Here is a 12,307-nt window from a genome sequence, read left to right on the forward strand (position 1 = left end):
CGGCGTCTCCTAACGGATTGGATTGTGAACAGTGACAAGCTTGGTGCCGTCGGGAAAGGTGGCTTCGACCTGCACGTCGTGGATCATCTCGGCAATGCCATCCATGCATTGGTCGCGGGTGATCACGTGCGCTCCGGCTTCCATCATATCGGCCACTGACCGTCCGTCGCGCGCACCTTCCACAACGGCATCGGTGATAAGCGCAATGGCCTCGGGGTAGTTCAACTTTACCCCACGGGCCAAGCGCTTGCGGGCGACATCTGCGGCCATGGCAACCAGCAGTTTGTCTTTTTCACGCGGGGTCAGTTGCATGGGTCAAAGTCTCCAGTTCTTGGGCACAGCGTTGTTGGTCATGAATGTCAGAATAGGCGCAAGAACCTTGCGCAGTGCAAAACTGTCCTTGGCAATCAAACGCATGACAAGGACATTGTCGGCCAACATGCTTGCCCCGCCAAGCTGCGGCAAAAGTGCGCGACATCCAGACAGCAAATCCTTTGCGGCGGAATCGACCAGCACAAGACTGGCCATCGCCCGTGCGCCGCCAGCAATTGCAGTGTGGGTGAGCCGCGTGGCAAGATCACCGTCCATCTGGACGCGATCAAGATAGATAGGGCAACCCTCTGAGGTGATTGAAACACGGTCGCGGATGGCACCGGACCTTAGGATCTCGCCTGATGCCTCGCGGCCAAAAACCAGCGGTTCCAACATAAGGAATTTGGCGCTTGGATGCACGTCCACGTCCAGGCTGCGCTCCAGATGGCATCCCTCAAACAAGATCGTCTCTTGGGGCAGCCAAAAAAGTTGGGCGTCTTGCGCGACCGACAGATTGGTCTTCATTTGACCCGGCTCGGGTCCAGTGGCGCGGTAGATGCGTTCGGCGGCTTGGGTTGTGACGCTAATGCGTGCGTTTTGCTGGGCTGATACCGTTGTTGCAAATCGATCCCCGCCCGTGACGCCGCCCGCTGTATTGATGATGACCGCTTCAAGGTTGCCATTTTGTGGGCGGGGAAAGATGGACCTGTAAGACCCTTCTTGGCGCAAATCCTTTAGGCGACTGACCTTCAAGAGATCGGCGCCGTCATGCGTGCAGGTCGCACTTATCACGATGCGGCCTCGCGCCCGTTGGAACGCTGGCGTCAGTGCGATGGGAAGCTGCTGTGTCACGTGTTTCTCATGATGGTCCAGAAAAAAGCGTGAACGCGTTTCACAAGCTGCGCAAGCGTAGGGGCCACAGGCGCGACAATTGCGCCGCATAACGGCCCGATGATGAAAATATGGTCGCTGATGTTTAAAAATTGCGCGGAAAAAAGACCAACAGGCGCGTCGGGCTGTACCGGCCTACGTGTGGTCGGCGCCGCTGCAGACTGTAGTGGACAATAACGACCACTTCGAATTGAGGAACAGCGCCTGCCGTTCGTCCAGTTTCTTGTGGACCTGATCCTAAGCCCGCGGGGCCAGTGTCGCCTGAAATTTCTTTGTCAGTCCATTGCGCACAATGTCATAGGACTGCGCCAAACGGTCTGCCATTTCGGCAGGGTCAGCACCTTCCCATTGCACGCGCACCCAAGATCGGTGGAAATAGGGGGCCTTTTCTGCCGCGCCGACTTCTATCAATAAAGCGGCTGTTTCAACGTCTGGCGTTTTGACGGACACACCGTCGCCTTTGACGCCGATGCTGGCAAACATTTTGCCGCCAATCTTCCACGCATCATGGCCACCGCCCCACGGATCGGACAGTTCGGCGCCGGGGAAGGTGGCGCAAATGGCGTTGATGTCGTCACGTGTCATGGCGCCAGTGTGCCGTGTTATGTGTTGAATGTGAACACAATGTTCCAACCGAACGCCGACCACCTTGTCCAGACCTTGTGCTTTGCGGCTTGACCCGGCCCCCGCACAGGCGCTAACGGTAATGCATGACACGCTTTGCACCCATTATTAACTGCTGCATTCCCTGCTGAACTTTTCAAGCGGGCCGTTTCTGTCATTCCAAATATAGACCAGAATTGTTAAGCCCGCGCCCGAGGACCGTTTGGACATGCCTTGAAGGACGCCGCTATGACCGAGATCACACTTTACAACACCGCAATCCGCGCCAAAGAGGTGTTGAAACCTTTGGATGCCACCAACGTGCGCATGTATGTGTGTGGCCCAACCGTCTACGACCGCGCCCATATTGGCAATGCACGGCCTGTGATCATCTTTGACGTGTTGTTTCGCTTGTTGCGTCATGTTTACGGTGAAGATTCAGTAACTTATGTGCGGAACTTCACGGATGTAGATGACAAGATCAACGCACGCGCTGCTGAAAGTGGCCGGTCTATCGGGGACATAACGGCGGAAACCACACAGTGGTTTTTGGATGATATGGGGGCCGTGGGCGCATTGGAGCCAACTCAAATGCCGCGCGCCACGGCATATATCCCGCAAATGGTTGCGATGATCGAGACGCTGATCGCGGACGGGTACGCCTATGAAAAAGAAGGCCATGTGCTGTTTCGCGTGCGCAAATACGAGGACTACGGCAAACTGTCGGGCCGCTCTGTTGATGATATGATTGCTGGCGCACGGGTCGAAGTCGCACCCTACAAAGAAGACCCGATGGACTTTGTCATGTGGAAGCCATCTGACGCGGCCACACCGGGCTGGGACAGCCCATGGGGGCGGGGGCGTCCGGGCTGGCATATCGAATGCTCTGCCATGGCTGAAGACCTTTTGGGGTCCGAATTCGACATTCACGGCGGCGGTAACGATCTGACCTTTCCGCACCACGAAAACGAGATTGCGCAAAGCAAATGCGCAGGCCATGGGTTCGCCAATATCTGGATGCACAACGAGATGTTGCAGGTCGAGGGCAAGAAGATGTCCAAGTCGCTTGGCAACTTTTTCACGGTCCGTGATCTGCTCAATCAAGGCATCCCGGGCGAGGTGATCCGCCTTGTGTTTCTGTCCACGCATTACCGCAAACCAATGGACTGGACCGCGCAGAAGGCGGCGGAGGCCAGCAAGACATTGCGCAAATGGTACGCGCAGATTGATGGCGAACCCAACTCGGCTGTGTCCCAAGATGCCATCGGGGCATTGACGGATGATTTGAACACCGCAGGTGCGCTAGCGACGCTGCACACTCTTGCCAACACGGGTGAGACGGCTTTGCTGCGCGGTACCTTACAATTTTTGGGGTTGATGGGCGATGCAGTACCGACTTGGGCCAACGCATCCGAATTTGATTTCATGCAATGGGAAGCGCATTTCCAAGCGGTGCGTGGCGCGGCTATGGCGGCAAAAGATTTTGGGCCAGTGGACGCGTTGAAAGCCATGTTCGCCAATGCAGGCGTTGAAGTGCGCATGTCGAAAGACGGTGTTGAACTTGTGGCTGGCCCTGATTTTGACGCCTCAAAACTAGAGGGGCTCACATGACCCGCGAACGCCTTTACCTTTTCGACACGACATTGCGCGACGGGCAACAAACCCAAGGGGTGCAATTTTCAACGCCCGAGAAAATCCAGATCGCGCAAGCGTTGGACGCTTTGGGCATTGACCATATCGAAGGCGGTTGGCCCGGGGCAAACCCCACCGACAGCGCGTTTTTCGACGAGGCCCCAAAGACCCGCGCCACGATGACGGCCTTTGGTATGACAAAGCGCAACGGAATATCTGCCGAAAATGACAATGTTTTGGCGGCTGTGATGAATGCAAACACACCTGCCGTGTGTCTGGTGGGAAAGACCCATGATTTTCATGTGGAAACCGCACTTGGCATAACTTTGGCCGAGAACATCGAAAACATCACCCGCAGTTTTGCCCATGTCACCGCACAGGGCCGCGAGGCGATTTTTGACGCAGAACACTTCTTTGATGGTTACAAATCCAACCCGGCTTATGCGTTGGAGGCCATCAAAGCGGCCTATGCTGCGGGGGCGCGCTGGATCGCGTTGTGCGACACCAACGGGGGCACGTTGCCGGCCGATGTGGGGCGGATTGTCGAAGACGTGATTGCCGCGGGAATTCCCGGGGACCATCTGGGCATCCACACGCACAATGACACCGAAAACGCAGTCGCTTGCAGCTTGGCGGCGGTGGATGCAGGCGCGCGCCAGATTCAAGGTACGCTTAACGGTTTGGGCGAACGCTGCGGCAATGCCAATCTGACCGCGCTGATCCCGATTTTGTTGCTGAAAGAACCCTATGCCAGCCGTTTTGATACCGGAGTGGACCGTGACGCGTTGCTGTCGTTGACGCGTGTGTCGCGTATGCTGGATGAAATCCTCAACCGTGTGCCGCAAAAGCAGGCCGCTTTCGTTGGATCATCGGCTTTTGCGCATAAGGCAGGCTTGCATGCCAGCGCGATTCTGAAAGACCCGACCACCTACGAACATGTCGATCCCGCAACAGTGGGCAATGCGCGGATCATTCCGATGTCCAATCAAGCGGGGCAGTCAAATTTGCGGCGGCGCTTGGCAGAGGCGGGGCTTGACGTTGCGGCCAAAGATCCCGCTTTGGTCCGTATTTTGGAACGGATCAAAGACCGCGAGGCGCAGGGCTATTCATATGACACGGCGCAGGCCAGTTTCGAGCTGTTGGCGCGGGACGAGTTGATGCAGATGCCCGACTTTTTTGAAGTCAAACGCTACCGCGTCACGGTTGAACGGCGCAAAAACAAACGCGACCAGATGGTAAGCCTGTCTGAGGCTGTTGTGGTCGTGAAGGTGGACGGCGAAAAGAAACTGTCGGTCTCTGAAAGCATGGATGCGACCGGCTGTGACCGTGGGCCTGTGAACGCTTTGGCCAAAGCGCTTGCCAAGGATTTGGGCATTTACACCGAAATCATTAACGATATGCATCTTGTGGATTTCAAAGTGCGTATCACACAAGGCGGCACAGAAGCGGTGACACGTGTCATCATTGACAGCGAAGACGGGCAGGGGCGTCGCTGGTCTACAGTGGGCGTGTCCGCCAACATAATCGACGCCTCATTTGAGGCATTGTTGGACGCTATTCGGTGGAAGCTTATTCGCGATGTGAAAAAGTAACCTTGACGTTACATGTGTGACTCGCCATGTTACCTGTAGGTTACATAAGGAGCGATTCACATGGCACTATCCTCATTCCAAATCACGACGGTCCGCAGCGTGTCGTTGGCTATGGTCGGCTTGTGTTGCCTGACATATGCCGTTCTGGCCATGGCTCAGGACCGGCCTGACCCGTTCCTTTGGTATGTGCCGGGCGTCGCGGGCATCTTGGCCAGCATCGGGATTTTCATATCTTTTGCCTTGGCAGGACGGCAGGAGATCCTGCAAGCGACGGATGAATTGTACCGCATGGTCAATCACCGCGCCCAGCGCCATTCCTACTGGGTGGCTTTGGCGCTTTATCCGCTGTTTGCCGTGTTGCGCGGTTTTGATGTGGTGTCGATCAACACAAGTTTGGCCGCGATGGGAACGCTGACGGGCGCCAGTTATTTGCTGCTGGTGACACTGTATGAATGGCGCCTGTCATGAGCGAATTACGCAATAACCTGAAAGTGTTACGGGCAGAACGGGGCATGACCCAAGCCGATTTGGCAGCCGCCGTTTCTGTGTCGCGTAAAACCATAAATACCATTGAAAACCGCGTGTTTGTGCCCTCGACGGTGCTGGCGCTGCGCCTTGCTGATGTTTTGCACGTCAGCGTTCACGATATTTTCGAATTGGAAGACTAGATGCTTTTTACCGTGGCCAAGTTTGTCGCTGTTTCGCTGTGCATCACTGGGTTGATTGCTCTGGGTTTGATTGCGTCGCAAAAACCCGCTGAAATCACCGGCAGCGAAGGGCTGGATTTCACAGATGCCATTTTACAGGATCTAAGCGCATTGCCTGATCCGTCTATGGTCACGATGCGGGACGGGACGGATTTGGCCGTCAGGCGCTACGGTGACGCGGGGCCACTGGTGGTCATGGTGCACGGGTCGGGGTGGAACGGTATGCAATTTCACAGCCTGGCCACGGCACTTGGTGCGCAGGCACAGGTGCTGGTCCCTGATTTGCGGGGACACGGTGCCAATCCGGAACGCCGCGGTGATGTGGACTATATCGGTCAGTTCGAAGATGACCTGGCGGACTTGATCGCGGCGACAAAGGCACAAGATCAAAGGGTTATGCTGCTTGGGCATTCATCGGGTGGTGGGCTGGTGGTCCGTTTTGCAGGTGGTACGCACGGTTCCATGATCGACCATGCGGTGCTGTTGGCCCCGTTCCTCAAGCACAACGCGCCCACAACCCGCAAAAACGCAGGAGGCTGGAGCCATGTTCTGATGCGCCGGATCATCGGACTAAGCATGTTGAACACCTTTGGGATCACTGCGCTGAACCATTTGACGATTATCCAGTTCAATATGCCGCGCGTGGTGCTGGACGGCCCACTGGGGCACACGGCCACAACATCCTATTCCTACCGTCTGAACACCGGCTTTGCGCCGCGTGGGGCCTATGCAGATGACATTGCAGCCTTGCCCGCGTTCGAATTGATTGTGGGGGCGGACGATGAAGCCATGGTTGCCGACGCCTATGAACCTTTGATGGCGGGCATGACTGGCAAAGGGCGGTATCGGGTGCTACCTGACGTGGGACATTTGGGGGTGGTTGATGCGCCCGAAACCCTGACCGCCATACAAGAGAGCCTCAGTGACCTTTAACGACGATCTTAACGCCTGCGCCGCTTTAGTTGAAAAGGGCGATCCATTGCGGTTTCGCACAGTTATGGCCGCCCCTTTGGCTGCACGCGAAAAACTGTTTCCGCTGTATGCGTTCAATGTTGAAGTCGCGCGTGCACCTTGGGTGACACAAGAACCGATGATCGCCGAAATGCGTTTGCAATGGTGGCGGGATGCGTTGGAAGAAATCGCACAAGACGCAGGCAAAATCCGCCGCCATCAGGTGGTGACGCCACTGAGCCGGGTGATTGATGCGGCCAGTGCCACGCAGCTGGATGCTTTGGTCGCGGCGCGGCGGTGGGACATCTATAAGGACGCCTTTGAAGACGAAGGCCATTTTGAACGCTACATCGACGAGACCTCAGGCCATCTTCTGGTGGCGGCGGTGCGGGCGTTGGATCCGCAGGTTGCACGCGATTGCGAAACCGTATTGCGCGATGCAGCTTTTGCCAGCGGCGTTGCGGCGTGGTTGCGGGCGATCCCGGCCCTTGTAGGTGCAAAACGCATTCCTTTGCTGGATGGGCGAGATGCGGGGATCAAGACGCTTGCGCGGTCCGCATTGGACCGTTTGCGCAAGGCGCGTGCGCACCATCGTAGCATCTCTAAAGCGGCTGCACCGGCTCTTTGGCCCACCTTGCAGGCGGCACCAACACTCAGGGCTGTGATTAAACGTCCTGACCTTGTGGCTGACGGGCTACCGGATATCCCGCGCGACGGGCTGTGGTGGGCCGCTTTACGGTCGCGCTGGTAAGCCTTGCTACAAGCCCCGCGTGACAGACAGAGTTAGGCTGTGCGCTCTGCAGGGCGCAAGGCCAGCCAGATCAATGCACCACCTGCCAACACCAAGAACGGTGCCATGGCAAAGTTCACAGCCGCCCACCCTTCGACGGGATTGCCGCCAGAGCAATTCATCAACCCGCCCGATGCCAATGAGGCAAACGTAACGCCACCGAACACCAGCAAATCATTTAGGCCTTGCATGCGTCCCCGTTCCTCGGGGGCGTGGGATGCAGCCAACATCGCCGTCGCGCCGATAAAGCCAAAGTTCCAGCCCAGTCCCAAAAGGATCAAGGCCGCGTAGAAATTAAGCAGTTCGACACCGGTCAAAGCGACAACACCAGCGAGCGCCAAAATGATTAATCCCGTCCCGACGATTTTTTCGACGCCAAACCGGGCAATCAGATGGCCTGTGAAGAAGGACGGTGCGAACATCGCCAGAACGTGGCTCATGACGACGTTGGATGCGTCGCTTTGCGCAAATCCACAGCCCACAACCGCCAAAGGTGTTGAGGTCATGACCAAGTTCATCAGCGCATAAGATACCATCGCGCAAATCACGGACACAGCAATGCGTGGTGTGGTGATCAGTTCCCAACGCGTGCGGCCTTTGGGGCTGTCAGCGGTGGGTTTGGGGGGGGCAGGGATGTCGATAAAGAAGAACAGGGCAGACCCCACCACATTCAGGGCGACGACAAACAAATAGGCCCCCATGAACGGTACCACAAATGCGTTTGACGTGATCGTTCCCATCTGGGTGCCGACGATGGCGGACAAAAGGCCACCAGCCATCACGTAGGAAATCGCCTTGGGGCGGAATTCGTCGGATGCGGTGTCGGCAGCGGCAAAGCGGTAAAAGCCTTGTGCGCTCATGTAGATACCGGTGAAAAAGCTGCCGATCAAAAACACCGGAAAACTGCCCAAATACAGGCCGTAGGCGCAAATCAGACCTGCGACGGCACCCCCTGCGGTGCCCACTAGAAATCCTGCCCGTCGTCCGAAACGCTGCATGATAGATGAAATCGGCGTAGCCGAAATCATGGACCCCAGAACGATCAAGGAAATGGGCAGCGTGGCCAGGCATGCATTGGATGCCAATGACAGTCCTGCAAGCCCTCCAAACGTGAAAACAAGCGGCATTTGCGCGCCAAGGAAAGCCTGTGCAAGGACCAGAACGGCCACATTACGTTTGGCGCGGGTGTCGTCGATTATTGCTGTCATGCTGCAGCGATAGACGTTAGCTTTGCTGCGAACAAGGGGCCATGCACATTGCAATGAAACTGTTACTGATCGCCGGAATGGGCGAAAGCGTGGACTTGGCGCAATCTTTGTCCACATTGCCGGGGATAGAGGTCGTGGCCGTGACGGAAGGCCGCGCAGTGGCGCGCGCGAAACCGCCAGTGCGTGTGCATGAGGGCGGCTTTCATGATGATCGGGCCTTTGCCGATTTTCTGCGACAAGAAGCATTCGATCTGGTCATTGACGCCGCCCATCCCTTCCAGTTTTCGCTGGGGCGCGTTGCGCGGGCGACAGGGCAGGGGTATTTGCGGGCCTCCCGCGATCTATGGCCGGAAAATCCCGGTTACATCTTGCGCCCGACATTGGCCGATGTGGTGGCGTGTTTGCCCCACGACGCCCATGTCTTTGCAGTGACCGGAAGGGGCAGTTTGGCCGCGTTTGAAAACCGCCCCGATGTGACAGTGCATTGCCGCCAACTGACCCGCCACGATGATCCGTTTCCTTTGCCTTTGGGTGGTTTTGTGTTCGGTGCCGGCCCGTTTTCCGTCGAAGATGAAATTGCGACGTTTCAGGCGTTGGGCATCACCCATCTGGTGTTGCGAAACGGGGGCAGCGTCATGGGGCACAGCAAATTGGCCGCAGCGGCGCGTGTCGGGGTGCAGGTTGCCATGATCACGGCGCCGCGTTGGAACATCCCGGCGGACGCGCAGATGTCGTTTGCGGATATTCTGAAACAGGTCAAATCCTATGCGTCTCATTGAAACAGATGCGGACGTGGCCGAAGGGGCCGCTTGGCTTGCCGCCAATGACCCGCGGTGCGCTCGCGCGTTGGCCGAAACCGGACCCTTGCCGTTGCGGCGCAGACCTGACGGGTTTTCCCAACTGCTTAGCGCCATTATCAGCCAGCAAGTCAGCGTGGCTTCTGCAGCTGCCATTTGGGGGCGTATGGAAGCTTCGGGCTTGGTCAGTGAAGCGGCTGTGCTGGCTGCGGGCGATGACGGATTGCGCGGCGCAGGACTAAGCCGCCAAAAAATCGCCTATGCGCAAGCTTTGGCAGGGGCGCGCATAGACTATGATGCGCTGCGTGATGTGCCGGACGCAGAGGTGATAAAAACGCTAACGGCTGTGAAAGGCATCGGTGTTTGGACCGCCGAGATTTACGCGATGTTTTCGCTGGGGCGTGTCGATGTGTTTGCGCCGGGGGATCTGGCATTGCAGGTGGCCGCACAGGATATGTGTGGTTTGCCCGCGCGACCCACTGAAAAAGAGCTGCGCGCACTGGCGCAGCAGTGGTCCCCATGGCGGTCTGTTGCAGCGCGGCTGTTGTTTGCGTACTACCGCATTGTAAAAGGGCGCGAGGGGTTCGCGACATAATGGATTTTGGGGGATGTCTATGACACGGGTATTGAAATCAGAGCGGCGCGAACCGGTGTCTGGCGATGTGCGGTCGGTTGTTGTTTTTGTGCACGGCTACGGCGCAAACGGCGCGGACCTGTTGGGGCTGGCCGATCCCTTGGGCGAACATCTGCCCGATACTTTGTTCATCGCACCTGACGCGCCAGAGCAAATCCCCGGCATGCCAAACGGTTACCAGTGGTTCCCGATCCCATGGATTGACGGATCATCCGAGGAAGAGGCCGAACGGGGGCTGTTGGCGGCGGCTGACGATTTCAACGCCTTCCTTGACGCGTTGATGGTCGATGAAGACGTGATGCCGGAGCAGGTGGTGTTGTTCGGGTTCTCGCAAGGCACGATGATGTCGTTGCATGTGGCGCCGCGCCGCGAAGACGAAGTTGCGGGCATTGTTGCATTTTCAGGCAGACTTTTGCGCCCTGAATTGTTGGCAGACGAAGTGGTCAATCGCCCACCTGTTTTGTTGGTACACGGCGACATTGACGATGTGGTGCCGCCCCAATCGCTGCAAGAGGCCGCCGAAACCCTGCAAGAAGCAGGCTGGAAAGAGGTGTTTGCGCATGTGATGAAAGGCACGGGCCATGGTATCGCACCAGACGGGCTTAGCGTGGCCTTGGCCTTTATGCGCGACAAACTGCGGTTGTGACAACGCGCCCGCCAAGCTTATGTAGCCTTCCACTAAACGGGCAATATTCGTGACCAAAGCTAGAACAAGATTTGTGATCCTTACTGCTTCCCGATCTGGAAGCACGGCATTTGTGCGTGCCATAGACACGCACCCTGATGTGCTGTGTTATGCGCATCCATTTTTTCCCGATATTTTGAAAACTCCGCGGTTTTCAAAATTGGACCCAAACAAAGTGGATGTGGCATCGCGGTATGATCGTCCTTTGGAATACATTACCGACTTGATGTCTCATAGGCGAAACAAGTTGGCCGTCGGTTTGAAGATTTGGCCCATCGAAGGCGACACAGCCTGTATGGACGCCATAAAAATGCTTGGCGCCGACGAGACAATCAAGAAAATCCGTCTGTTTCGTGAAAATGAATTGGCTGCATTTTCATCGTGGCAACTTGTGCGTGAAAAGAACGCGCAACCTCATTTGTTTAAACCGGGACTGAAAAAACCTAAAATTGCGTTTCGCAAAAACCTGTTTGTCAACTTTTTGGAACGCAGGCAGGCGTGGCGTGACGCCAGCCAAAATCTTGCAAAAGGCGATGTGTTGACCCTTCCTTACGAGGGGTTGACTGGCGAAGGGCTGCAACGCGCAGCTGCTTTTTTGAACCTAACGCTGCCGCACAGCTTCACAACGCCAAGTGAAAAGCGAAACTCTAACGATATTCTTGGGCGATTTGAAAAATCGGAACATCGACGTTTACTGCGAACTTTGGACCAAATCGGCCATCCGGAATGGGTCTCGGAGAGCGCTTAGGCACTATACATCTAGTATCCCATGTATCACTTGCCTGTTACAAACCACGATATATAGTCAAGCCAAGTTGGATCGGGGGATCCCGCCCCCGAAGGATCGCACGGGCTCCGTGCAGGGCGAGGACTTGAACACGAATGGACGGCGACTTTAGAACTGATTTCACGCGCAATCCGGGCGCATTAAAACACCATCCTGCGTTGGTGTTGAATGCGGACTACCGCCCGCTCAGCTATTATCCCTTATCCCTTTGGCCTTGGCAGGACGCGGTAAAGGCCGCTTGGCTGGACAGGGTAGATATCGTGGCGGAATATGAAACCACGGTCAGCAGCCCGTCCACGACCCTTAGGATCCCGTCGGTTGTTGTTCTGAAAGATTACGTCAAACCCCAAAAGCGCGTGGCCTTCACGCGCTTTAATTTGTTTTTGAGGGACGAATTTCGCTGTCAGTACTGTGGCACGAAAGGGGATTTGACCTTTGATCACGTGGTGCCGCGTGCCAGTGGCGGGGTAACGAGCTGGCAAAACGTGGTGGCGGCATGTAGCCCATGCAATCTGAAAAAGGGCTCAAAACATCTGCACCGCACGGGCATGTCATTGCGCAAACCACCGCGCCAGCCACAAGCGGGTGAATTGATGAACATGGGACGCAAGTTCCCGCCAAATCACCTGCATGAAAGCTGGATGGATTTTCTGTATTGGGACGCGGAACTTGAGGCGTAGTTCGGACGTAAATCACACAATCCACCTGCTGTGAACCG

Annotated in this window: 15 protein-coding genes; 11 read left to right on the forward strand and 4 right to left on the reverse strand. The window is 56.4% G+C overall.

The genetic code is table 11. The features are described from left to right. Positions 1 to 9: 9 nt before the first annotated feature. The 3 genes from ASD8599_RS20355 to ASD8599_RS09700 all read right to left on the reverse strand — a co-directional run bounded on the left by ASD8599_RS20355 (position 10) and on the right by ASD8599_RS09700 (position 1,788). On the reverse strand, positions 10 to 312 hold the full coding sequence (locus ASD8599_RS20355; RefSeq protein ID WP_108828341.1) for an urease subunit gamma: 303 nt from the start codon (positions 310 to 312) through the stop codon (positions 10 to 12). A 3-nt stretch (positions 313 to 315) separates the two neighbouring features. Continuing rightward, positions 316 to 1,164, reverse strand: a complete 849-nt coding sequence (locus tag ASD8599_RS09695; protein ID WP_181364453.1) for an urease accessory protein UreD — start codon at positions 1,162 to 1,164, stop codon at positions 316 to 318. 276 nt (positions 1,165 to 1,440) lie between these two features. Next, entirely contained in the window at positions 1,441 to 1,788 is a 348-nt protein-coding gene (locus ASD8599_RS09700) for an MmcQ/YjbR family DNA-binding protein (protein WP_108830100.1), read from the reverse strand. Positions 1,789 to 2,055: 267 nt separating this feature from the next. Here ASD8599_RS09700 and cysS point away from each other — a divergent pair, with 267 nt between their 5' ends. From cysS to ASD8599_RS09730, 6 genes are read left to right on the forward strand one after another with little or no spacing between them, the layout of a single operon-like run. Next, complete coding sequence (gene cysS, locus ASD8599_RS09705; RefSeq protein ID WP_108828343.1) at positions 2,056 to 3,417, forward strand: cysteine--tRNA ligase; 1,362 nt, start codon at positions 2,056 to 2,058, stop codon at positions 3,415 to 3,417. Then, complete coding sequence (gene cimA, locus ASD8599_RS09710) at positions 3,414 to 5,030, forward strand: citramalate synthase (RefSeq protein ID WP_108828344.1); 1,617 nt, start codon at positions 3,414 to 3,416, stop codon at positions 5,028 to 5,030. The genes cysS and cimA overlap by 4 nt, the downstream gene beginning before the upstream one ends. A 60-nt stretch (positions 5,031 to 5,090) precedes the next feature. After that, the gene (locus ASD8599_RS09715) at positions 5,091 to 5,498 is read left to right on the forward strand and encodes a hypothetical protein (protein ID WP_108828345.1); all 408 of its coding nucleotides are present in this window, start codon (positions 5,091 to 5,093) and stop codon (positions 5,496 to 5,498) included. Next, the gene (locus ASD8599_RS09720; protein WP_108828346.1) at positions 5,495 to 5,698 is read left to right on the forward strand and encodes a helix-turn-helix transcriptional regulator; all 204 of its coding nucleotides are present in this window, start codon (positions 5,495 to 5,497) and stop codon (positions 5,696 to 5,698) included. Before ASD8599_RS09715 ends, ASD8599_RS09720 begins: the two co-directional genes overlap by 4 nt. After that, the gene (locus ASD8599_RS09725) at positions 5,699 to 6,670 is read left to right on the forward strand and encodes an alpha/beta hydrolase (RefSeq protein ID WP_108828347.1); all 972 of its coding nucleotides are present in this window, start codon (positions 5,699 to 5,701) and stop codon (positions 6,668 to 6,670) included. Then, positions 6,660 to 7,439 (forward strand): squalene/phytoene synthase family protein, encoded by a 780-nt coding sequence (locus tag ASD8599_RS09730; RefSeq protein WP_108828348.1) that lies wholly within the window; start codon positions 6,660 to 6,662, stop codon positions 7,437 to 7,439. Before ASD8599_RS09725 ends, ASD8599_RS09730 begins: the two co-directional genes overlap by 11 nt. A 32-nt stretch (positions 7,440 to 7,471) precedes the next feature. On the opposite strand, the gene ASD8599_RS09735 is transcribed toward ASD8599_RS09730, so the two are convergent. Next, the gene (locus tag ASD8599_RS09735) at positions 7,472 to 8,686 is read right to left on the reverse strand and encodes an MFS transporter (RefSeq protein ID WP_108828349.1); all 1,215 of its coding nucleotides are present in this window, start codon (positions 8,684 to 8,686) and stop codon (positions 7,472 to 7,474) included. 53 nt (positions 8,687 to 8,739) lie between these two features. On the opposite strand from ASD8599_RS09735, the gene ASD8599_RS09740 reads away from it, so the two are divergent. The 5 genes from ASD8599_RS09740 to ASD8599_RS09760 all read left to right on the forward strand — a co-directional run bounded on the left by ASD8599_RS09740 (position 8,740) and on the right by ASD8599_RS09760 (position 12,269). Then, a complete protein-coding gene (locus ASD8599_RS09740) occupies positions 8,740 to 9,465 on the forward strand; it encodes a precorrin-6A/cobalt-precorrin-6A reductase (protein ID WP_181364454.1) in 726 nt (241 codons plus the stop codon). Then, positions 9,452 to 10,078, forward strand: a complete 627-nt coding sequence (locus ASD8599_RS09745; RefSeq protein WP_108828351.1) for a DNA-3-methyladenine glycosylase family protein — start codon at positions 9,452 to 9,454, stop codon at positions 10,076 to 10,078. Before ASD8599_RS09740 ends, ASD8599_RS09745 begins: the two co-directional genes overlap by 14 nt. A gap of 19 nt (positions 10,079 to 10,097) precedes the next feature. Then, positions 10,098 to 10,763 carry an alpha/beta hydrolase gene (locus ASD8599_RS09750; protein ID WP_108830101.1) on the forward strand — a complete coding sequence of 222 codons (666 nt, stop codon included), beginning with the start codon at positions 10,098 to 10,100 and terminating at the stop codon, positions 10,761 to 10,763. A gap of 112 nt (positions 10,764 to 10,875) precedes the next feature. Continuing rightward, a complete protein-coding gene (locus tag ASD8599_RS09755; RefSeq protein ID WP_146188209.1) occupies positions 10,876 to 11,550 on the forward strand; it encodes a hypothetical protein in 675 nt (224 codons plus the stop codon). A 134-nt stretch (positions 11,551 to 11,684) separates the two neighbouring features. Beyond that, positions 11,685 to 12,269: an HNH endonuclease gene (locus ASD8599_RS09760; RefSeq protein WP_108828353.1), complete on the forward strand. Its 585-nt coding sequence runs from the start codon at positions 11,685 to 11,687 to the stop codon at positions 12,267 to 12,269. Positions 12,270 to 12,307 lie beyond the last annotated feature (38 nt).

Origin of the sequence: Ascidiaceihabitans donghaensis, assembly GCF_900302465.1 — a bacterium.
In the GTDB taxonomy this organism is placed as follows: domain Bacteria; phylum Pseudomonadota; class Alphaproteobacteria; order Rhodobacterales; family Rhodobacteraceae; genus Ascidiaceihabitans; species Ascidiaceihabitans donghaensis.